Origin of the sequence: Caballeronia sp. SL2Y3 (assembly GCF_022879575.1) — a bacterium.
Lineage (GTDB): Bacteria > Pseudomonadota > Gammaproteobacteria > Burkholderiales > Burkholderiaceae > Caballeronia.
In genome coordinates this window covers 283055-302602 of the sequence record NZ_CP084261.1, presented here as the reverse complement: position 1 = coordinate 302602, position 19548 = coordinate 283055, and the positions used below count along the sequence as shown (strand labels likewise).

The 19548-nt window shown below is 64.6% G+C and carries 19 protein-coding genes and 1 pseudogene; 8 read left to right on the top strand and 12 right to left on the bottom strand.

The features are described 5' to 3' along the window. Positions 1 to 208: 208 nt before the first annotated feature. The 3 genes from msrB to LDZ26_RS14700 are packed head-to-tail and all read right to left on the bottom strand — an operon-like array spanning position 209 to position 2482. A complete protein-coding gene (msrB, locus tag LDZ26_RS14710; protein ID WP_244849895.1) occupies positions 209 to 715 on the bottom strand; it encodes a peptide-methionine (R)-S-oxide reductase MsrB in 507 nt (168 codons plus the stop codon). Positions 716 to 761: 46 nt separating this feature from the next. Then, positions 762 to 1523 (bottom strand): ABC transporter permease, encoded by a 762-nt coding sequence (locus tag LDZ26_RS14705; RefSeq protein ID WP_244849894.1) that lies wholly within the window; start codon positions 1521 to 1523, stop codon positions 762 to 764. Continuing rightward, positions 1520 to 2482, bottom strand: coding sequence for an ABC transporter ATP-binding protein (locus LDZ26_RS14700; RefSeq protein ID WP_370650721.1), 963 nt, complete (start codon positions 2480 to 2482; stop codon positions 1520 to 1522). The genes LDZ26_RS14705 and LDZ26_RS14700 overlap by 4 nt, the downstream gene beginning before the upstream one ends. An 83-nt stretch (positions 2483 to 2565) precedes the next feature. Between LDZ26_RS14700 and LDZ26_RS14695 the strand changes: the two genes are divergently transcribed. Beyond that, entirely contained in the window at positions 2566 to 3045 is a 480-nt protein-coding gene (locus tag LDZ26_RS14695) for a 2,4'-dihydroxyacetophenone dioxygenase family protein (protein ID WP_244849892.1), read from the top strand. A 16-nt stretch (positions 3046 to 3061) separates the two neighbouring features. Here the strand turns inward: LDZ26_RS14695 and LDZ26_RS14690 are convergent, their stop codons facing one another. Together LDZ26_RS14690 and LDZ26_RS14685 are read right to left on the bottom strand one after the other, a co-directional pair. After that, the gene (locus LDZ26_RS14690) at positions 3062 to 4216 is read right to left on the bottom strand and encodes a DUF2827 domain-containing protein (protein WP_244849891.1); all 1155 of its coding nucleotides are present in this window, start codon (positions 4214 to 4216) and stop codon (positions 3062 to 3064) included. Next, entirely contained in the window at positions 4213 to 5349 is a 1137-nt protein-coding gene (locus LDZ26_RS14685; RefSeq protein ID WP_244849890.1) for a DUF2827 domain-containing protein, read from the bottom strand. Before LDZ26_RS14685 ends, LDZ26_RS14690 begins: the two co-directional genes overlap by 4 nt. A gap of 342 nt (positions 5350 to 5691) precedes the next feature. Here LDZ26_RS14685 and LDZ26_RS14680 point away from each other — a divergent pair, with 342 nt between their 5' ends. From LDZ26_RS14680 to LDZ26_RS14670, 3 genes are all read left to right on the top strand, one after another. After that, the gene (locus LDZ26_RS14680) at positions 5692 to 6543 is read left to right on the top strand and encodes a 3-hydroxybutyryl-CoA dehydrogenase (protein ID WP_244849889.1); all 852 of its coding nucleotides are present in this window, start codon (positions 5692 to 5694) and stop codon (positions 6541 to 6543) included. A 148-nt stretch (positions 6544 to 6691) separates the two neighbouring features. Continuing rightward, on the top strand, positions 6692 to 7864 hold the full coding sequence (gene ydiK / locus LDZ26_RS14675) for an AI-2E family transporter YdiK (protein ID WP_244849888.1): 1173 nt from the start codon (positions 6692 to 6694) through the stop codon (positions 7862 to 7864). 183 nt (positions 7865 to 8047) lie between these two features. Further along, on the top strand, positions 8048 to 8605 hold the full coding sequence (locus LDZ26_RS14670; RefSeq protein ID WP_244849887.1) for a DUF6572 domain-containing protein: 558 nt from the start codon (positions 8048 to 8050) through the stop codon (positions 8603 to 8605). A gap of 76 nt (positions 8606 to 8681) precedes the next feature. Here the strand turns inward: LDZ26_RS14670 and LDZ26_RS14665 are convergent, their stop codons facing one another. The 3 genes from LDZ26_RS14665 to LDZ26_RS14655 form a co-directional block, all read right to left on the bottom strand. Continuing rightward, on the bottom strand, positions 8682 to 9389 hold the full coding sequence (locus LDZ26_RS14665) for a hypothetical protein (protein WP_244849886.1): 708 nt from the start codon (positions 9387 to 9389) through the stop codon (positions 8682 to 8684). Positions 9390 to 9526: 137 nt separating this feature from the next. Further along, positions 9527 to 11242 carry an AMP-binding protein gene (locus LDZ26_RS14660; RefSeq protein WP_244849885.1) on the bottom strand — a complete coding sequence of 572 codons (1716 nt, stop codon included), beginning with the start codon at positions 11240 to 11242 and terminating at the stop codon, positions 9527 to 9529. Positions 11243 to 11270: 28 nt separating this feature from the next. Next, positions 11271 to 12404 carry an acyl-CoA dehydrogenase family protein gene (locus LDZ26_RS14655; RefSeq protein WP_305038321.1) on the bottom strand — a complete coding sequence of 378 codons (1134 nt, stop codon included), beginning with the start codon at positions 12402 to 12404 and terminating at the stop codon, positions 11271 to 11273. A gap of 103 nt (positions 12405 to 12507) precedes the next feature. On the opposite strand from LDZ26_RS14655, the gene LDZ26_RS14650 reads away from it, so the two are divergent. Continuing rightward, positions 12508 to 13572 (top strand): AraC family transcriptional regulator, encoded by a 1065-nt coding sequence (locus tag LDZ26_RS14650; RefSeq protein ID WP_370650719.1) that lies wholly within the window; start codon positions 12508 to 12510, stop codon positions 13570 to 13572. 49 nt (positions 13573 to 13621) lie between these two features. Further along, positions 13622 to 13783 carry a hypothetical protein gene (locus LDZ26_RS14645; RefSeq protein ID WP_244849882.1) on the top strand — a complete coding sequence of 54 codons (162 nt, stop codon included), beginning with the start codon at positions 13622 to 13624 and terminating at the stop codon, positions 13781 to 13783. Position 13784: 1 nt separating this feature from the next. Here the strand turns inward: LDZ26_RS14645 and LDZ26_RS14640 are convergent, their stop codons facing one another. Together LDZ26_RS14640 and LDZ26_RS14635 are read right to left on the bottom strand one after the other, a co-directional pair. Then, positions 13785 to 14459, bottom strand: a complete 675-nt coding sequence (locus LDZ26_RS14640; protein ID WP_244849881.1) for a hypothetical protein — start codon at positions 14457 to 14459, stop codon at positions 13785 to 13787. A 240-nt stretch (positions 14460 to 14699) separates the two neighbouring features. Further along, positions 14700 to 15995, bottom strand: a complete 1296-nt coding sequence (locus tag LDZ26_RS14635; protein WP_244849880.1) for an MFS family transporter — start codon at positions 15993 to 15995, stop codon at positions 14700 to 14702. 311 nt (positions 15996 to 16306) lie between these two features. On the opposite strand from LDZ26_RS14635, the gene LDZ26_RS14630 reads away from it, so the two are divergent. Beyond that, positions 16307 to 17329 carry a DUF2891 domain-containing protein gene (locus LDZ26_RS14630; protein ID WP_244849879.1) on the top strand — a complete coding sequence of 341 codons (1023 nt, stop codon included), beginning with the start codon at positions 16307 to 16309 and terminating at the stop codon, positions 17327 to 17329. Positions 17330 to 17344: 15 nt separating this feature from the next. On the opposite strand, the gene LDZ26_RS14625 is transcribed toward LDZ26_RS14630, so the two are convergent. Then, entirely contained in the window at positions 17345 to 17662 is a 318-nt protein-coding gene (locus LDZ26_RS14625; protein ID WP_244849878.1) for a YnfA family protein, read from the bottom strand. A gap of 77 nt (positions 17663 to 17739) precedes the next feature. Here LDZ26_RS14625 and LDZ26_RS14620 point away from each other — a divergent pair, with 77 nt between their 5' ends. Beyond that, on the top strand, positions 17740 to 19134 hold the full coding sequence (locus tag LDZ26_RS14620) for an MATE family efflux transporter (protein WP_370650718.1): 1395 nt from the start codon (positions 17740 to 17742) through the stop codon (positions 19132 to 19134). Between the two features lie 4 nt (positions 19135 to 19138). Here the strand turns inward: LDZ26_RS14620 and LDZ26_RS14615 are convergent. Continuing rightward, positions 19139 to 19420 (bottom strand): annotated as a pseudogene (locus LDZ26_RS14615) (alpha/beta fold hydrolase); the annotation flags it as partial. Between the last annotated feature and the right edge of the window lie 128 nt (positions 19421 to 19548).

Here is a 19548-nt window from a genome sequence, read left to right as displayed (position 1 = left end):
GGACGCCCTTCGTCGGCGAGCGGGATCTCTGCCAACGAAGTAGCGACAACTTAAACAAGTGCCGGATCATCGGCCACTAGATATTTCTTAATCTGCCGACCGGCGCGCGGCGGCCGTTGTCGATTGTCAGGGAGTGCGAACTTTTTTGCCCAGGCTGGCGAAGGTATAGCCGCAACAGGACCCGCCTCGCGATGCCCCCGATCGCATGTCACGTCGCTTGAAAGACGAGCGCCGCGCCGTTGATGCAATAGCGCAGGCCCGTCGGATTCGGGCCGTCGTCGAACACATGGCCCAGGTGGCCGCCGCAACGCCGGCAATGCACTTCGTTCGGCAACGGTACTGACGCACTGCTCGCATGCGTCGATACCGCGCCGTCCAGCGGCACCCAGAAACTCGGCCAGCCGGTTCCGCTTTCGAACTTCGTCTCCGACGAAAAGAGCGGCAACCCGCATCCCGCGCACGCGAACGTTCCCCTGCGGCTTTCTTCGAGAAGCGAACTCGAAAACGGCGGCTCCGTCGCCCCACGCCGCAACACGCGATACTGCTGCGCGGACAAGCGCCGGCGCCAGTGCGTGCGACTGTGTTCGACCTCGAACTCAGGAATGGCGCTCGCCCGCGTGCCGGCCATCCCCTGCCGCCACGGCGCAATGCCGCCGGCCAGCGTCGCGGCCATCGCGCCGAGAAAATTTCGTTTCGTGCGTCTGATGATTTTCATCGGATGAACGCCCTCCTTCTTTCCCGTCGCGTGGCGCCGCGCTTTGCTATGCCTTCAGTCGATACCCGGTCTTGAAGATCCACGCGACGATGGCAATGAAGATTGCCAGGAACACGAGCGTCATCGCAAGGCTTGTGCCGACTTGCACGTCCGCGAGGCCATAAAAGCTCCAGCGGAATCCGCTGATGAGATAGACGACGGGATTGAACAGCGCGACCGTCTTCCAGAACGGCGGAAGGATATTGATCGAATAAAAGCTGCCGCCGAGAAACGTGAGCGGCGTCACGATCAAGAGCGGAATGATCTGGAGTTTCTCGAAGCCGTCGGCCCATATTCCGATGATGAAACCGAGCAGGCTGAACGTGACCGACGTCAGCAACAAGAACAGAATCATCCACACCGGATGGTCGATGCGCAACGGCACGAATAGCCGAGCCGTGGCAAGAATGATGAGGCCGAGAATGATCGACTTCGTGGCCGCCGCGCCGACATAACTGATGACCAGTTCCAGATACGACACCGGCGCGGACAGCAGTTCGTAGATGGTGCCGGTAAAGCGCGGAAAGTAGATGCCGAACGACGCATTCGCGATGCTCTGCGTGAGCAGCGACAACATGACGAGCCCCGGCACGATGAACGCGCCATAGCTGATGCCGTCCACTTCCGGAATGCGCGTGCCGATGGCCGCGCCGAACACGACGAAGTAAAGCGATGTGGAGATGACCGGCGACACGATGCTTTGCATCAGCGTGCGCCCGGCGCGCGCCATCTCGAAGCGGTAGATTGCTCGAACTGCGTGTAGATTCATTTGGCGTCCCTGACGAGGCTCACGAAAATGTCTTCCAGTGAGCTTTGCGTCGTTTGCAGATCCTTGAAGCGCACGCCGGCTTCGTCGACATGGCGCAAGAGCGCGATGATGCGCCCCGGCTCGTCGTGCGCGTCATACGTATAAGTGAGTTCCGTGCCGCTCGCCGACAGCGTGAGACCGTAGGGCGCGAGCGGAGCGGGAACCGCGGCAAGCGGTTGCTCCAGTTGCAGCGTGAGATTCTTCTGCCCGAGCTTGCGCATCAGTTCGGCTTTCTCTTCGACGAGCACGATCTCGCCGCGATTGATGACCCCGATGCGGTCGGCCATCTCCTCCGCTTCTTCGATGTAATGCGTCGTCAGAATGATGGTGACGCCCTTCTCCTTCAGCGCCCGCACGAGATTCCACATATCGCGGCGCAGTTCGACATCGACGCCGGCGGTCGGCTCGTCGAGAAAGAGAATGTCGGGCTCGTGCGAGAGCGCCTTGGCAATCAGCACGCGCCGTTTCATGCCGCCCGAGAGCGTCATGATCTTGTTGTCCTTCTTGCTCCACAGCGACAGTGACTTCAAGACACTCTCGATGTGCGCGGGATTCGGCGCGCGCCCGAACAGTCCTCGGCTGAACGAGACAGTGGCCCACACGGTCTCGAACGCGTCGGTCGTGAGTTCTTGCGGCACGAGCCCGATCATCGCGCGGGCGGCGCGGTAGTCGGTGACGATATCGTGACCCGCGACCGTGACCTGCCCCTGGCTCGCTCTCACGATGCCGCAGACGGTGGAGATGAGCGTCGTCTTGCCCGCCCCGTTCGGACCGAGCAGCGCAAAGATTTCGCCGCGCCGGATCTCCAGGTTCACGCCCTTGAGCGCGGAAAATCCCGACGCGTAGGTCTTGGAGAGATTGGAAATAGTGATGATGTTCGGCATGGCGTGGACGATAGCAGATACCGCGCGATTCGGCATGGACGAAGGGGTCGTCCGAATGGCCCATGTTCGGCGCGCCGTGCGGTGCCTACAATGTGTCCGCCACGAGCGAAGGAGCCGACATGTTTTTCGAACAGATTCAGACCGCCTGCCTCAACGACGCCGACGTGCCGTGGGTGCCCTTCACGCCCTACAGCGAGCATGTGATGGTGAAGTACTTCAAGCTGGACGCGATTCGCGGCGAGACCATCGCGCTATTGAAAGCGCCGGCCAAGGGCGAGATGCCGCGTCACCGGCATACCGGCACGGTCATCGTCTATACGGTGCAGGGGCGCTGGAAGTATCGCGAGCACGACTGGATCGCCCAGACCGGCAGCATCGTGTATGAGACTGCCGGGTCGAGTCACACGCCGGAAGCCGTCGCGCCGCAGCCGGGCGCGCCGGACATCATCACGCTGAACATCATTCACGGCGAACTCGTGTTCGTCGACGAGAACGGGCGCACGCTCGCCACGGAGAACTGGCGCAGCGGCTGGGAACGATACGCGGGCTACTGCCGCGCGCATGACCTGACGCCGAAAGATCTGACGGCGTTCGGCTAGCGGGCGGGCGGTTGCCTCAAGGCTTCGCGAAGAGCGCGTCGAGCGCGTCCGAATAGGCGCGCACGTTGGCATCGTGCAGCGGGTCTAGCGTTCGCAGAAACGCCTGCGCGGTCGCGCGGTAAGCGTCGAGATTCGCGTCGTGTTGCTGGAACGCCGTGCGCAGTGCGCGGCCGCCGTCTTCGCAGTCGAAACCGTGATAGCGATAGCCGCACGCCCCGATGAGATGCGAGTTGTGAATCAGCGGATAGCCGCCGTGAAGCGCCTCGTAATACAGATAATTCTGCGCGTTCTCCCAGTGATGACTGACAACTGCATCGACTTCGCGCGGCACGATCTGCGCAAACGGAAAGCGCGCTTCGAACGACGCGAGGTTATGCCTGACCACGTCGAGACTGCGCGCGAATTCGACGAACGTCGGCTGCTCTTTCAGCTTGGCAGTTCCGTAGACGCGCACGGCGTCGATCACGTTCGGGTCGGCCCGATGCGCGCACTCGCAACTGAGCAGCGGCACGTGGCTCGTCTTCACCATCGAGACGTTAGGTTCGAAGATGCCGATGCGCCAGCGCCGCTTGCCCGGCTGATAACCGAACGCGAGGCCATCGGGCAGATTGCGCGCATCCTGTTCGAGGAGCATCGGGCTCCAGATGTGCGGCACGATGATGACCGGCGCGCGGCCGAGCGCCTGAAAGTACGGCTTGCACGACTTCTCGTACTCGGGCAGCGTCCACACGGCATCGTATGGCACTTGCGGCACGAGTCCCGCTGGCGGCAACGAAAAGATCATGCGCTCGATATCGAGCACGTAGTCATTGCCGACGCGCATCGAGACGATCTTTCCGCCGCGCTCACGGAACCGGAGCACCCAGTCGCGCTGAAGCTGCGCATGCAGCTCGATCATCACATCCAGACGGCCGAGCGCCGATTCCGGCTCGATGATCGGCGCGGGTGCATCCGCCATGAAGCGTTTCGCGTCCTCGCGCGTGCCGTCGCCGCTCGCGACGATGTACACCGCGTCCACGCGCGGCGAGCGTGCCAGCAGTTGAATGAGGAACAGCGCGTTCTGCGCGATGCCGCTCTCGAACATCGACTGTCCGCCTGCGCGGACATACACGGACACGCCCACGCGCAGGCGGCGCGGCGTTTTCTTGCTGGCGGTGTTGATGGAGCTCATCGTGCGGCGCTCCGGTTCGGTCGGTTCCAAAGGTGCATCAGACGATGCGCGTAAGCGTCGAGATTAGCCGCATTGAACGGATTCACCGCGTCGATCACCCGAGCGGCGCGTGCCCGATAATCGTCGAGCGCGGCGTCGTGCTCGCGCAGCGCGCGCAGCAACTGGCGCGCGCCCTCCTGAACGTCGAAGTCGGGATAGTAGTAGCCCGCGTCTGCAAGCCACGGCGAGTTGTGGATCAGCGGATAGCCGCCGTACAGCGCGTCGAGGTAAAGATAATTCTGGTCGTTGGCCCATTGATGCGACACGATTGCGTCGCCGTGCATCGCCATGAAGCTCACGACATCGTGCCGCCCCTCGAAAAGCGCGCGATGATCCCGCACGAGGTCGAGCGAATTCGCCATGTGCAGAAGCGTCGGGTGTTCCTTCATGTGGACGGTGTTGAGCGCGATCATGGACGCGACACTGCCGCTCTCCGCGCGATACGCCTCGTCGCAGATCAGCATGGGAATAGCCGAGGCTTTCTGCACCGAAATGTTCGGTTCGAGGATGCCGACGCGCAGCCCCTGCGCGCCCGCTTCCGCCCGCGTCCGGTAACCGTAGTGGTAGCCGTGTTGCGCGACATGCGCGATGCGCGCCTGCAAGAACTGCGGATGCCAGATATACGGCACCTCGAACACGTCGCAGCGATGCAGCGTGCGCATGATCGGCGCGGACGGCGCGTCCTTGGACAGCAGCCAGACTTCGTCGCAGCGATCGGGGCGCGACATGTGGCTCGGCTTCTCGAACACGGCAGGTTCGACGAGTCCGAGATACGGCTGGCCCACCACATAGAACACGACCTTGCGCCCGCGTGCGCGCATCAGGTCGAGCCAGCCCACATCGAGCGCGCCGCCCAGTTCGATGACGACATCCACGGCATCGGTGGCCTCGCGAGTGCCGATCACGCGCAGCTTCTTGCCGGCCACGTCGACGTCTTGCGGCATGGCCGCGAGCGCGCCGACATCGATCAGGACGACGGACGAAACGAACGGCAGACGCTGAAACAGTTCCGCGAGAAAGACGATGTTCTGGCCCATTCCGTTGGACCAGATGCTTTGCCCTTCGTAACTCGCCATCGAAATGCCGATTCTCATTGACACCACTTTCAAGACTCCGAGAAGACGCTGCCGGACGCCCGGCGAGGCAAGCACGACGCAGCGCCGTTGCGCAAGACCGGCGCGGCTTCGAAAGTTGATTCAGGACAATGACCGGAGCGCGGAAAAAGTCGAAGGGACGCGACGGACGACCACGCTGACGGGCGAATCAAGGGCCGCGCATTCTATCAACTGCTTTGCGGCCGTCGTTTGATGAACTGAGTGTAGGTCAAAGATTAGGAAATATCGCAAGGCCAGGGCGTGCCCGGACGCTGCTGTTTAGAATCAGCGTGGGCGCGGGCACGAAACATCTCAACGCATCACGAACAGGAGGAACGCAGGATGAACATTCAGACCGTCGGTATCGTCGGGGCAGGAACGATGGGCAACGGCATCGCGCAGGTCGCGGCCGTCGCGGGCTTCGGCGTCGTGATGATCGACGTCACCGACGCCGCGCTCGCCAAGGGCGTCGCCACGCTGACTGCGAGTCTCGAACGCCTCGTCGCGAAGGACAAGCTCGACGCCGCCACGCGCGACGCGGCCATCGCGCGCATCGAGACGTCCACGGACTATGCGCGGCTTTCGGCAGCGGACATCGTAATCGAGGCGGCAACCGAGAACGTCGAGCTCAAGCATCGCATTCTCGGGCAAATCGAGGCGGCGGCGCGCGCGGATGCGATCATCGCATCCAACACGTCGTCCATTTCGATTACCGCGCTCGCCGCCACGCTCGCGCATCCGGAGCGCTTCATCGGCATGCACTTCTTCAATCCGGTGCCGCTGTTGCAACTGGTGGAAGTGATCCGCGGCGTGCAGACGAGCGATGAAACAGTGGCCGCCGTGCGCGAACTCACCGAGAAGCTCGACAAGTCGCCGATCGGCGTGCGCAATTCGCCCGGCTTCGTCGTCAATCGCGTGCTCGTGCCGATGATCAACGAGGCGTTTTTCGTGCTGTACGAAGGCGTGGCAACGGCCGAGGAGATCGACACGGGCATGAAGCTCGGCGCGAATCACCCGATCGGCCCGCTCGCGCTCGCGGATCTGATCGGCCTCGACGTGTGCCTTTCCGTGATGGACGTGTTCCTGAAAGACTTCGGCGATTCCAAGTACCGCGCGTGCCCGTTGCTGCGTGAACTCGTCGCCGCGGGGCATCTCGGCCGCAAGACCAAACGCGGCGTGTACCGCTACGATTGAGCGGTCGGGCGGCTGCGTGCCATGCATCGGATACCGTATGATCGCGGTCTTCCGCTGCAAGGCGCTTGCTTGCGCCACCGCTTTGGCTTATTCCTTAGCGGATGCGCCGCTCGCCGCGCTCATCGAATCATCCCGATACGCTCGCATCATGCAAATCTCTCCCAACGGGCAGCCGAACCTGAATCCGCGACAGCCGGTCGACATCGCCCGCATTCTGCTCGTGATTGCCATTCTGTCGGCGCTCGCGGCCGGCAGCCTCTTCATTCTGCGCCCGTTTCTGCCGGGTCTCATCTGGGCGACGACCATCGTGGTCGCCACGTGGCCGCTGATGCTCGCGGTGCAGCGCCGCTGCGGCAATCGCCGCTGGATCGCGACCACGGTCATGCTGCTCGGGCTGCTGATCGTGATCGTGCTGCCGCTCTATCAGGCGATCAGCACGCTCGCGCTGCATGGCGGCGAGATCATGTCCGCGATCAAGAGCCTGCCGACGTATGCGCTGCCGCCGCCGCCCGCCTGGGTCCACGACGTTCCGCTCGTTGGGCAGCGCGTGTCGGCCGAATGGCAATCGCTTTCCGACGCCGGCCCCGGCGGCATGCTCGCGAAGCTCGAACCTTACGTGACCATCGCGGCGCGCTGGATGCTTTCGCACGCGGCGGTCGTCGGCGTGTTCGTGATGCACATGGTGATCACCATCATCATCGCCGGGATTCTGTACACGCGCGGCGAGGCGGCGGGCAGCTTCGTGGTGCGCTTCGCGACGCGCGTCGCGGCGCAGCGCGGCGCGGAGGCCGTCAAGCTCGCCGGGCTCGCCGTGCGCGCGGTCGCGCTCGGCATCGTCGTCACGGCGGTCACGCAGTCGGCGCTCGGCGGAATCGGTCTGTGGATCGCCGGGGTGCCGGCCGCCGGCGTCATCACGGCGGTCATGCTCATGCTGTGTCTCGCGCAGATCGGCCCGCTCCTGCCGCTGCTAGGCGGCGTCGCCTGGCTTTTCTGGCACGGCTCGCACGTCGCGGCGGCTTTGTTGCTGGTGTGGTCGCTCATGATCGCGATGCTCGACAACTTTCTGCGTCCGCTGCTGATTCAGCGCGGCGTGAATCTGTCGATGCTGCTGATTCTCTCCGGCGTGCTCGGCGGGATGTTCGCATTCGGAATAGTCGGATTATTCATCGGGCCCGTTATTCTTGCGGTCACTTCCACCATTTTGAATGCGTGGATTAACGAGCAGCCGTCCATGCCTCAAGTCGACGAAATCGCCAACGAGGACATCGCCCGCGCCGCCCCGGAAAAGGGATTGGCGGATGCGTCGCGGCCGCGCCCATGATTTATCTCAAAATGAGTTTTTACAGAATCGCGCGGAAATGTCGGATTTATTCCAAATGTGTCCTAGGAGTGTGACTAAAAACGCTGTTGCGCCTTACAGCACGCGGCGTTTCACGCGAAATCGACGGCACACATCCGTTACAATGCGGGTCTTTGATACTTGCCCGCTGAAGGGCGTAGGGGAATGACCATGTCTCTGCGCGACGTGGACGCCATCGATTACATCGGAATCAATATTCTGTTCAAGCAGGTATATGTTGGCCTTTTCGACGAACTCGACTGGCAAGACGAAGAACTGCACCAGGATTTACTGACGAAGAAAATCGACCGCTACACCCGATATATCCGGTCGGGAAAATTACTACTGAATTATCCTAAAGTCCGGGGTTATGAGATCGTGATCGAATATGTGTCGATGCACGCCATGCCCCCGTCCGCCGCCGCGTTCTGGAGAACGCGCGAGAGTCTGATTCGCAGCGCGGGCTTTGCCGTCCGTGCCCGTGGCGTGGATGTGCGTCGTTCGCTCGGGCTCAAAGCCGAGGAACCGGCGCAAGTCGTGGTGGCAGAAGAAGTCGAAGAACTCGTCGAGCCGCCTGCGCTGGAAGTGCTCGACCCGGAGCCGCGCATGCATCTGGCGGAAAGCGCCGAGATTTCTTTTTTGCCGCCACTGGTGTCGCAGCAGCGTCGCGCGCATACGCTGCCGATTCTGACGCGGCTGTCGCTGCGGCGTGCTTCGATGTAGTCATCGAAAAGACGAACCCACGAAATGAAAAGGCGAGGCCCGGTGCCTCGCCTTTTTTCGTTCGCGATACCGCCTCTTACTTGCCCATGCCGAGCGCGGAGCTGGCAATCGACGGCACCGAGATGCCGTTCGTCTTGGCGTACTGCACCGCCTGCGTCAACGTTTGCACGAGCGATTGCAGTTGCCCCGGCGCCGACTGCGCAATGTAAGTGGCCGCCTGCGCCGTTGCCGGGTTCGATCCCGCCTGCAGTAGCGACGACACATTCATCGTGTCCTTCACCGCGCCCAGGTCCGACTGAAGCCCCGCGTACTGCTTCACGCCCTGGCCGAGCGACGCCAGTCCGTCCGTGAACGTCTGCTTGCTCGCGGCGGTCGGCGGCGTTGCCGCCTTGTTCGCGAACGCCTGCATCAGCGATTGCGAGACGCTCTGCTGCGTGCCGCCGAGCTGCGACAACATGCTGGTGCTCGGCGCGCCGCCGCTCGTCGCGCTCGACAACATGCCCGCCGCCGACTGCGCCTGGCTCGCGACGCTCGACATGCCCATCGCCGACGCGAGACTCGACTGCCCGCTCAACACCTGCTGGTTCGCGCCGAGATAGTTCTGCACGAGCGAGCCGAGGGCGGACGGCTGCGCCGCGCTGTCGCCAGTTGAGCCCGACGACTCCGACTTGTTGCCGAAGCCGAACTGCTGGAGATTGATTTGTGCGTAAGACGCGGCCGGCGTCGCGAGCGCGCCTGCGAGAGCCGTTGCAACCAGCGCGATCCGTAGCGACCGATTCGACATGATCGGGTTCCTCCTTCAAATGTTCCGACGTGAATGAGCCGTTTCGACCAGCGGCCCTCCCGACGGTTCGCGGCGCGCTGCCCCGCGTTACATTTGCTTGCCAATTCCTCCGACCGTCGATGCAACGCCCCGCCCGATCATTTCGCGGCATCGGCCACGCCCGACTGCCGCAGTTCGGGGAAATCGTCCTCCCAGAATTCGAACTGGCCGCGCGCGCCGTCCTGCGCGCGGGCCGCTTCCTGTCGGCGCAAATCGACGCGCCGGATCTTGCCCGAAATCGTCTTCGGCAGTTCGGCGAATTCGATCCGCCGGATGCGCCTGTACGGCGCCAGCCGCTCGCGCGAGAACGCGAACACGCTGCGCGCGAGGTCGGGGCCCATCGTGAAGCCGTGCCGCAGCGTGACGAACGCTTTCGGCACCGAAAGCCGCAGCGGATCCGGGCTCGGCACGACCGCGGCTTCGGCAATCGCTTCGTGTTCGATCAGCACGCTCTCCAGTTCGAACGGGCTCAGACGGTAATCGGAAGACTTAAACACGTCGTCGGCGCGGCCGACATACGTGAAATAGCCGTCAGCGCCGCATGCCGCAACATCGGATGTGCGATAGAAGCCGCCGCGCATCGCGTTCTCGGTGGCGGCGGGGTTGTCGGCGTAACCGGTCATCAAACCGAGCGGCGGCGGATCGAGCGAGAGCGCAATCTCGCCCTCGTCGGCGCGATTGCCTTCCGGATCGAGCAGCACCACGCGATACCCCGGCAGTGGACGTCCCATCGACCCGGGCACGAGCCGCTGGCCCGGCGAGTTGGCGATCTGCGCGGTGGTTTCCGTCTGCCCGTAGCCATCGCGGATCGGCACGCCCCACGCTGCCTGCACGCGCTCGACGACCTCGGGATTCAACGGCTCGCCCGCCCCGACGATCTCGCGCAGTTTCACCTTGTACGACGCCAGCGGTTCCTGCACGAGCATGCGCCACACGGTCGGCGGCGCGCAGAGCGTGGTGACGTCGTGCGTCACGAGCACGTTCAGCGTGCGCGCGGCGTCGAAGCGGCTGAAGTTGTAGATGAAGACGCACGCCTGCGCATTCCACGGCGCGAAGAAGCAGCTCCACGCGTGCTTCGCCCAGCCGGGCGAACTGATGTTCCAGTGCACGTCGCCGGGTTGGAGGCCGATCCAGTACATCGTCGAAAGGTGGCCGACCGGATAGCTTTCGTGCGTATGCGCGACGAGCTTCGGCTTCGACGTGGTGCCGGACGTGAAGTACAAGAGATACGGATCGCTTGCCTTCGTTTCGCCGTCCGCGTGAAATTCGGGCGATGCATCGTAGCCCGCATCGTAGCCGAGCCAGCCGTCGCGCGCCCCGCCGACGGACATCCGCAGTCCGCGCAAGTCGATGCCGTCGAACTTGTGCGTCTCGTTTGCATCCACGATGACGTGGTCCACACGCCCGAGCGCGATGCGATCGCGCAGGTCGCCGCTCGCGAGCTGCGTCGTCGCGGGCAGCACGACTGCGCCGAGCTTCATCGCGGCGAGCATCGTTTCCCACAACTCGACGCGATTCGGCAGCATCAACAGAATGCGCTCGCCGCGCTTCACGCCGAGCGCGCGCAAGTGATTCGCGACGCGCGCCGACCGCTCGCTCATCTCCGCGAAGCTGAGGCGCGTTTCATCGCCGCTTTCATCCACGATGCAAAGCGCGGGCGCGTGGTTGCCGCGCGCCATCGGATCGAAATAATCGAGCGCCCAGTTGAAGCGGTCGAGCACGGGCCATTTGAACTCGCGGTACGCGGTGTCGTAGTCGGTGCGGTGACGCAGCAGAAAATCTCTCGCTTCGATGAACGGCCGGGCTCGATTCATGGCGTCTCCTGTCTCCTTTTCTATGCCGCTAGACATTGCGCGCAATCACCATGCGCTGGACTTCGCTCGTGCCTTCGTAAATCTGCGTGATGCGCGCATCGCGATAATTCCGCTCCACCGGGTAGTCCTGAAGATAGCCGTAGCCGCCGTGAATCTGGATCGCGTCCGAGCACACGCGCTCGGCCATCTCGGATGCGAACAGCTTCGCCTGCGACGCCTCCGACAGACACGGCACGCCCTCCGTGCGCATGCGCGCCGCGTGCAGCACCAGAAGCCGCGCGGCGTTGATCTGCGTCTGCATGTCGGCGAGCATGTTCGCGACCGACTGATGCTCGCGGATCGGCTTGCCGAACTGCACGCGATCGCGCGAGTAGGCGCGCGCTGCATCGAAGGCCGCGCGCGCGATTCCGAGCGCCTGCGCCGCAATCCCGATGCGCCCGCCTTCCAAATTCGACAGCGCGATCTTGAGCCCCTCGCCGCGCGCGCCGAGCAGGTTCGCGGCGGGAATGGCGCAGTCGTCCAAGGTGATCGGACACGTATCCGATGCGCGGATGCCGAGCTTGTGCTCGGGCGGTCCGACATTGAAACCCGGCGTGTTCTTCGGCACGATGAACGCCGAAATGCCGCGCTTGCCCGCCTCCGGGTCCGTCACGGCAAACACGATGGCCACGCCCGCGCGCCGACCGTTCGTCACGAACTGCTTGCTGCCCGAGATGATCCACTGTCCGTCGCGCTCGACCGCGCGCACGCGCAGGTTGTTCGCCTCGGAGCCGGCTTGCGGCTCGGTCAGGCAGAACGCGCCGATCACTTCGCCGCTCGCGAGCTTCGGCAGCCATTCGGCCTTTTGCGCGTCGGTGCCGTACGCGAGAATCGGCCCGCAGCCGACGGAGTTGTGCACGCTCATCATCGTCGCGCACGACGCGCAGCCGGCGGCGATTTCCTCCATCGCGAGCGCGTAGGCGGTGTAGTCGCTGTAGGTGCCGCCGAGTTCCGCCGGCACGATCATGCCGAGCAGGCCGAGTTCGCCCAACTGCCGCACGACGGCGTCGGGAATCGCGCCGTCTTTGTCCCATTGGCCCGCGTTCGGCGCGAGCACTTCAGCCGAGAACTGGCGCGCCGCATCGCGGATCATGCGCTGCTCTTCGGTGAGAAAACTGTCGATCATGGTTGAACTCGCAAATGGCCTCGTCAGTCGTTCGGATACACTGGCTCGCCGGTCAGCGGCGGGCGCTCCGCAAGTCTAGGCAATCGTCCGCGCCCGGCCGATGACCAGAACGATCACGCTAACTGAACGCTTTCGCCACCTAGTGACAACCCCAATCCGCAGAAGAGAATTCGAGCGCGATTCGATCGCCGTCAGTCTCGTCGACGCGGCGCTGCGGTGCGCCGAAGCGCGCGGCATGGCGCGCGCGACGTTGCTCGATGCAGCGGGCATCGCGCCGGCGATGCTGGATTCGCCGCGCGCCCGCGTTTCGCCCGCGCAGTACGGCCGGCTGTGGCACGCGATAGCCGACGCGCTCGACGACGAATTCTTCGGCCAGGACCCGCACCCGATGCGGCGCGGCAGCTTCGTGCTGATGTCGCAGGCGGCGCTCGGCGCACGCGACGGCGCGCAGGCGCTGGGACGTATCGCGGCTTTCATGCGGCTCGTGCTCGACGAGTTGACGTTCGAGCCGCACATCGACGAGAAGCGCGTGCGGATCGTGCTGCGCGACGCGCACGCGCCGAAGACGATGTTCGCCTACGCGACCGGCTTTATCCTCGTGTATGGCTTGCTGTGCTGGCTCGTCGGGCGGCGCATTCCGGTGCTCGCCGCGAACCTTCGCTGTGCGGAGCCGCACGACAGCGACGAATACCGCCTGATGTTCTGCGACGCCATGCGCTTCGATCAGCCGCAAAGCTATGTCGATCTCGCGCCGGAGTGCGCGGCGCTTGCCGTGGTGCAGACGGCATCGACACTGAAAACGTTTCTGCGCGACGCGCCCGCGAACTTCATCGTGAAGTATCGCAATCCCGAGTCGCTCGCGGCGCGCATCCGCAAGCGCCTGCGCGAGACTGCGCCCGCCGACTGGCCGGATGCCGATTGCATGGCGCTGTCGCTGAATATGGCCGAAGCCACGCTGCGGCGGCGTCTGAAACAGGAAGGGCTGACGCTTCAGTCGATCAAGGATGCGTTGCGCCGCGACCTCGCGATCTCGCGTCTCGCGGACACTAACGAGACCATTCCGGAGATCGCCGCCGCGCTCGGCTTCTCGGAACCGAGCGCGTTCCGGCGCGCGTTTCGCAAATGGACAGGCGTGCGCCCAGCGGACTACCGGTGGGCGCGCTGACGGCGCGACTGCTATATTGAGACGTCCGATTCACATCGCGGAGCGCGCCATGACCCAGCCACGCCAGACCGAAGCGACGAAAGAGCAGAACCCGGCGAACGAGGAGGACTTGCTCGACGAAGCCCTCGAAGAGACGTTCCCGGCCAGCGATCCGATCGCGGTGCATCCTGAGCCGGAATCGCCGGGCGAGGATAAGAAAGCGAAGAAGTAATTCAGCTGTCGTTCGGACCGGGCTCGTCCGGCGTCGAAAGCAGCGCGACGAGTTTCTCGACGTGCTGATGCAACAGCTTCACGTGCTTGTCGATCTGTTCGAGCCGCCCGGAGAGATCAGCCTTCGCGGCTTCGCTCATGCGATCGGAGGCGATGAGTTCGTCGGCTCGCGGCAGCATCGGCTCCACTTGCAGCAATCCGAGCTGGCGCTCCAGCCGGCGCAAATCCTGTGACAGCAGTTCGCGATTCTTCCTGAAAAGCAGATCGCGCCGGTTGACCTCGGCCTGCTGCTGCGCGAGATCGGCGACGCGCCGCGTGGCTTCCGTCTGCGAGAGAAGCGGCTCGGGGCCGCGCAGCACCGAGCGCTTCGGCGCGGGGTGCGCGGTGCCGCGAAAGACGGCGAACGGTCTTTCCTCGTCGAGCGCGCGCTTGACTTCGGCGGGCACGTCGGCGGCATTGCGGCGCTCGTCCATCCAGTGAGGCGGCAGGCCGGACACCAGTTCGATGCCGCGCACGAACTCCTCGTTGAAGTCCCGTTGACCCGCGACGATGAGCTTCATGAACGACGGCGAGAAGTTCATCATGCGCGCCAGACGCGCCGCGCCGCCAGGCGAACCGACCAGAACGTTCAGGTTCGATCGCCAGACGACAAACAACGTTTCGTCGAAATCTTCCATGGACAGGCTCCCTGCAGGCCGCGCCGCAACACGCCGCGCCTCGCTGTAGCGCGCGATCCGGCCGCGCGCATGCTTATCCTGTTTCCGATTGCCACCGCGCGCCGGGCCCGGCGCGTCGTCTACCGATACATACCGCATAAAACACCATACTACCGTCATCGGCAAGCCGGGCGGACTTGGATGTCCGCGCCGGGCGCGCCGGATTGAGAATGCCGCGCCGGTCCGGACGCGGCAGAAAGCTTACGGTTCGTTGCGCAGATACCCTTCCTTGCTCGGGTCCATCATCCGCCACGAGACCAGGAGCGAGATGGCGCACATCACCGTCACATACCAGTAGAAGCCGGACTCCATGCCCTCCGTCTTGAACTTGAGCGCGACATACTCCGCCGATCCGCCGAACACCGCGTTCGCCACCGCATACGAAAGCCCTACGCCCAGCGCACGCACTTCCGGCGGAAACATCTCGGCCTTGATGAGACCGCTGATCGACGTATAAAAGCTCACGATGGCGAGCGCCGCGACGACGAGCACGAATGCCATGACCGGACTCGTCACGTCGCGTAGCGCGTGCAGCAGCGGCACGGTGCACAGCGTGGCGAGCGCGCCGAACCACAGCATCGACTGGCGGCGGCCGATGCGGTCCGACAGCGCGCCGAACACCGGTTGCAACAGCATATAGACGAGGAGCGCGACCGTCATCACGTTGCTCGCGGTCTTCGCGTGCATGCCCGCCGTGTTGACCAGATACTTCTGCATGTACGTGGTGAACGTGTAGAAGATGAGAGAGCCGCCCGCCGTGAAGCCGACCACGGTCATGAACGCGCGCTTGTGCTGCATCAGCCCGGCGAGCGTGCCGGCTTCCTTGCGCTCGCGGATTTCGGCGGTCGTGGTTTCATTCAGCGAGCGGCGCAGATACAGCGACACGAGCGCCGCGCAGGCGCCGACGAAAAAGGGAATGCGCCAACCCCACGCCTTGAGTTCTTCCGTCGACAGAAAAAACTGGAGGATGACGAGCACCAGCAGCGCGGCGAGCTGCCCGCCGATCAGCGTCACGTACTGGAATGACGCGAAGAACCCGCGCCGGCCGCGCAGCGCCACTTCGCTCATATACGTGGCGCTCGTGCCGTATTCGCCGCCCACCGACAACCCCTGAAACAGCCGCGCGATCAAGAGCAGGAGCGGCGCCCACGCGCCGATGCTCGCGTAAGTCGGCAGAAAGGTGATGACGAGGGAGCCGCCGCACATCATCAGCACGGAGATCATCATCGCGTTGCGGCGGCCGTGCTTGTCGGCGATCCGGCCGAACAGCCAGCCGCCGATCGGACGCATCAGGAAGCCCGCCGCGAACACGCCCGCCGTGTTGAGCAGTTGGACGGTCGGATTGCTTCCGGGGAAGAACGCGGCCGAGAAGTACAGCGCGAGAAAGGAATAGATATAGAAGTCGAACCACTCGACGAGATTGCCCGACGATGCGCCGACGATGGCGAAAACGCGTCGCCGGGTGTCCTCTGCGGTGTATTGGGGAAGATCGGTCATGTTTGTGGTGAACTCTTTTGTCTCGTTCGTATGGCAAGCCCGGCGCACGAGCCGGGACGGAACGCTCTCTCGGCGTTCGGGCGCAAGTTTAAACGACGCGTCGGCACGCCGGCGCGCCAAACCGCGTGTCGCGTGATCGGCGCGAAGCGCTTTCCGGCAGCTTGCAACGAGTGTAGGCACGGCGGGCGGCGGACGAGCGGCGTTCTTGTCGCACACGGCTAGGTGATTTCCCCAATGAGAGACTTTATCGAGCATTTATCGATAAAGTCTCGGTTTCAGGCCGAATCGGATAACGGAAACGCGAGGTTTGCATGGACAAGCAGAAACCGGTCACGCTCGACGCCGCGCTCGCGTCGAAGTTCGCGCAAGTGGCGCTCGGCCATTTGACGCGCGAGTACCCCAACAAGCTCGATCACGTGCTGGCGAGCAATGCCGACGCGCAAAGCCCGCGCGCGCTGCATCCGATCTTCTACGGCAGCTTCGACTGGCATTCGTGCGTGCACGGCTACTGGCTGATTGCGCGCCTCTTCGACCGCTTTCCCGGCCTGGCCGAAGCCGGGCGCATTCGCGCGGTCATCGACGAGCATTTCACCGAGGCGAATGTCGCCGCCGAAGTCGCTTATCTGCAACGGCCCGCCTCGCGTGGTTTCGAGCGGCCGTACGGCTGGGCGTGGCTGCTGGCGCTCGCGGGCCAGTTGCACGCGATGCAATCGGACGACGGCGCGCGCTGGGCGCGCACGCTGCAACCGCTCGCGGATGCGTTCGTCGATCGCTTCACGGAGTTCCTGCCTAAGTCGACGTATCCGCTGCGCGTGGGCACGCATTTCAACATGGCGTTCGCGCTGACGCTTTCGCTCGGCTACGCGCGCGCCGTCGGCAATGCGTCGTTCGAACGGCTGCTCGTCGAGACCGCCAGGCGCTGGTTCGAGAACGACGCGGGATGTCAGGCGTGGGAGCCTGCGGGCGACGAGTTTCTGTCGCCTGCGCTGATGGAAGCGGTGCTCATGCGCCACGTTCTGCCCGAAGCGCGCTTCGCCGGCTGGCTCGATGCCTTCCTGCCGCGCCTCGCCGACCGGGAACCTGCGACGCTCTTCGTGCCCGCAACGGTCACGGACCGCAGCGACGGCAAGCTCGCGCACCTCGACGGCCTGAACCTGAGCCGCGCGTGGTGCCAGCGCACGATCGCGCGGGCGCTGCCGCCCGGCGATGCGCGCGTCGCCGTGCTTACGGCGAGCGCCGCCGAGCATCTCGCGTCCGGCATCGAACACGTCGCGGGCGACTACATGGGCGAGCACTGGCTCGCGACCTTCGCGCTGCTCGCGCTCGAAGCGTGATGCCGACGTGACGCGTCAACGCGGCTGGAAGGCGATCACGCACATACCGACGAGCGCGATCGCCGCGCCTGCCACGTCCCACGCGCTCGGCCGGATGCGCTCGACCGCCCACAGCCACGCAATTGCCACGCCGATATAGACGCCGCCATACGCCGCGTAGACGCGTCCGGCGGCGGCATCGTGCAAGGTCAAGAGCCACGCGAAAAGCGCGAGCGACAGCGCGCCCGGCACGATCAGCCACGGCGAGCCGCCGCCTTTGAGCCATCGATACGGGAAATAGCAGCCCGCGATTTCGGCTATCGCGGTCACGACATACAGCAGGAAAGTTCTCATCGAAGGGCGAAGGCGCTGACTGGATTCGCATTATCGGCTGGGCTCGGACGTTGCGCCGTCGCCGCGCGCTGACGACAATGTCGCGTTTCCCACCGACGCCCTTCGAAGCCCACTTGACCGCTCCCGACGATTCCTCGCAACGCGCCGTCCTGCCCACACACTGGCATCGCCGCGTCCTGACGCTCGCCTTTCCCATCGTCCTCGCGAATCTGACGCAGCCGATTCTCGGCGCGGTCGATACCGCCGTCGCCGGCCATCTCGACGGCCCGCAGTATCTGGGCGGCGTGGCGCTCGGCGGCCTCGTCTTCAGCTTCGTGTTCTGGGGCTTCGGCTTTCTGCGCATGGGCACGACGGGATTGGTGGCGCAGGCGTTCGGCGCGCGCGATGCCGCCGCGCTGCGCGCACACGTGCTGCGCGCGCTGATGCTGGCGCTCGCGATCGGCGTGGCCGTGCTCGCGCTGCAAGCGCCGATCATCCGCTATGCGCTCGCCGCGCTCGGCGGCAGCGCGGCCGTGCAGCAGACGGCGAGCGCGTATTGCCACGCGCGCATCTGGGCCGCGCCGTTCGCGCTCGGCAACTACGCGGTGCTCGGCTATCTGCTGGGCTGCCAGCGCGTGAGGCTCGCGCTCGCGACGCAGGTGTTGATCAACGCGGCGAACATCGTCGCGGTGCTGCTCTTCGTGTATCGCTTCGGCTGGGGCATTGAGGGCATTGGCGCGGCAACCGCCTTCGCGGACTTTTGCGGCTTCGCGTTCGGTCTCGCGATCCTCTGGCGTCTGCGCGAGCCTGGCTTGCCGCCGCTCGCGCTCCGCAGTTTGATCGATGCACGCGCGATCAGGCGCCTCGTCGCCCTCAACCGCGACATCTTCGTGCGCACGCTGTGCCTGCTCGGCGCGTTCGGCTGGTTCGCGCACGTGGGCGCGCGTCAGGGCGACACGATTCTCGCCGCGAATGCCCTTCTGCTGAATTTCCAGACCTTCATGGCATTCGGGCTCGACGGCTTCGCGCACGCCGCCGAAGCGCTGGTCGGCGCGGCCGCCGGTGCGCGCGACCGGCACGCGTTCCGTCAGGCCGTCAAGGTGACGATGCTGTGGTCCGCCATCGGCGCGGCGGGCTTTGCCGTCGTCTATTGGCTGGGCGGCGAATGGATCATCGCGCGGCTGACCGATCAGGCGGCCGTGCGCGCGGCGGCGCTGCGCTTCCTGCCGTGGGCGGCGATTCTGCCGCTCGTGTCCGTCGCCGGCTTCCAGCTCGACGGCGTGTTCATCGGCGCGACCGGCACGCGCGAACTGATGCGCGCGATGGCCGCATCGGCCGTCATCTTTCTGCTCGCGGCGTGGGTCTTCACGGGCGCGCTCGGCAATCACGGGCTATGGCTCGCGCTCACCGTTTTCATGGTCGCGCGAGGCGTCACGCTGCTGGTTCAACTGCCTTCGGTCGAGCGGGCGTCGTGCGCGGGCGAATCGCGGTGAAGCATCATTCGGCTTTCGGATGACGCGCCGCGAGGCCGTCCAACAACGCCTTATGAAACACCGCCGGCTCCTGCATCTGCGGCGCGTGACCGGCGTCCGGAAACTCGACGAGCGTCGCGTTCGGAATCCGCTCCTTCGCCTGTTTCGCCAATTCGGGATAACGCCCGAGCGTCGCGCGAATGTCGGGCGGCGCGAGATCCTTGCCGATGGCCGTCGTGTCTTTGTCGCCGATCAGGAGCAGCGTCGGCGTCTTGAAGTTCGGAAACTCATAGACCACCGGCTGCGTGCAGGACGCCACGGCATAAACATCTCGCCAGCACCATTGGTGACACTATCCGCAAACTTACGCTTCCATACGCTCAAGGAGAACCCTTGTCGCGGTCACCTTTCCGAAACGTTATGCAGAGGGATTCG

Coding starts and splice junctions, on each gene's coding strand:
- msrB (WP_244849895.1), bottom strand. CDS start 715: ATGAAAATCATCAGACGCACGAAACGAAATTTTCTCGGCGCGATGGCC.
- LDZ26_RS14705 (WP_244849894.1), bottom strand. CDS start 1,523: ATGAATCTACACGCAGTTCGAGCAATCTACCGCTTCGAGATGGCGCGC.
- LDZ26_RS14700 (WP_370650721.1), bottom strand. CDS start 2,482: ATGCCGAATCGCGCGGTATCTGCTATCGTCCACGCCATGCCGAACATC.
- LDZ26_RS14695 (WP_244849892.1), top strand. CDS start 2,566: ATGTTTTTCGAACAGATTCAGACCGCCTGCCTCAACGACGCCGACGTG.
- LDZ26_RS14690 (WP_244849891.1), bottom strand. CDS start 4,216: ATGAGCTCCATCAACACCGCCAGCAAGAAAACGCCGCGCCGCCTGCGC.
- LDZ26_RS14685 (WP_244849890.1), bottom strand. CDS start 5,349: ATGAGAATCGGCATTTCGATGGCGAGTTACGAAGGGCAAAGCATCTGG.
- LDZ26_RS14680 (WP_244849889.1), top strand. CDS start 5,692: ATGAACATTCAGACCGTCGGTATCGTCGGGGCAGGAACGATGGGCAAC.
- ydiK (WP_244849888.1), top strand. CDS start 6,692: ATGCAAATCTCTCCCAACGGGCAGCCGAACCTGAATCCGCGACAGCCG.
- LDZ26_RS14670 (WP_244849887.1), top strand. CDS start 8,048: ATGACCATGTCTCTGCGCGACGTGGACGCCATCGATTACATCGGAATC.
- LDZ26_RS14665 (WP_244849886.1), bottom strand. CDS start 9,389: ATGTCGAATCGGTCGCTACGGATCGCGCTGGTTGCAACGGCTCTCGCA.
- LDZ26_RS14660 (WP_244849885.1), bottom strand. CDS start 11,242: ATGAATCGAGCCCGGCCGTTCATCGAAGCGAGAGATTTTCTGCTGCGT.
- LDZ26_RS14650 (WP_370650719.1), top strand. CDS start 12,508: ATGACCAGAACGATCACGCTAACTGAACGCTTTCGCCACCTAGTGACA.
- LDZ26_RS14645 (WP_244849882.1), top strand. CDS start 13,622: ATGACCCAGCCACGCCAGACCGAAGCGACGAAAGAGCAGAACCCGGCG.
- LDZ26_RS14640 (WP_244849881.1), bottom strand. CDS start 14,459: ATGGAAGATTTCGACGAAACGTTGTTTGTCGTCTGGCGATCGAACCTG.
- LDZ26_RS14635 (WP_244849880.1), bottom strand. CDS start 15,995: ATGACCGATCTTCCCCAATACACCGCAGAGGACACCCGGCGACGCGTT.
- LDZ26_RS14630 (WP_244849879.1), top strand. CDS start 16,307: ATGGACAAGCAGAAACCGGTCACGCTCGACGCCGCGCTCGCGTCGAAG.
- LDZ26_RS14625 (WP_244849878.1), bottom strand. CDS start 17,662: ATGAGAACTTTCCTGCTGTATGTCGTGACCGCGATAGCCGAAATCGCG.
- LDZ26_RS14620 (WP_370650718.1), top strand. CDS start 17,740: ATGTCGCGTTTCCCACCGACGCCCTTCGAAGCCCACTTGACCGCTCCC.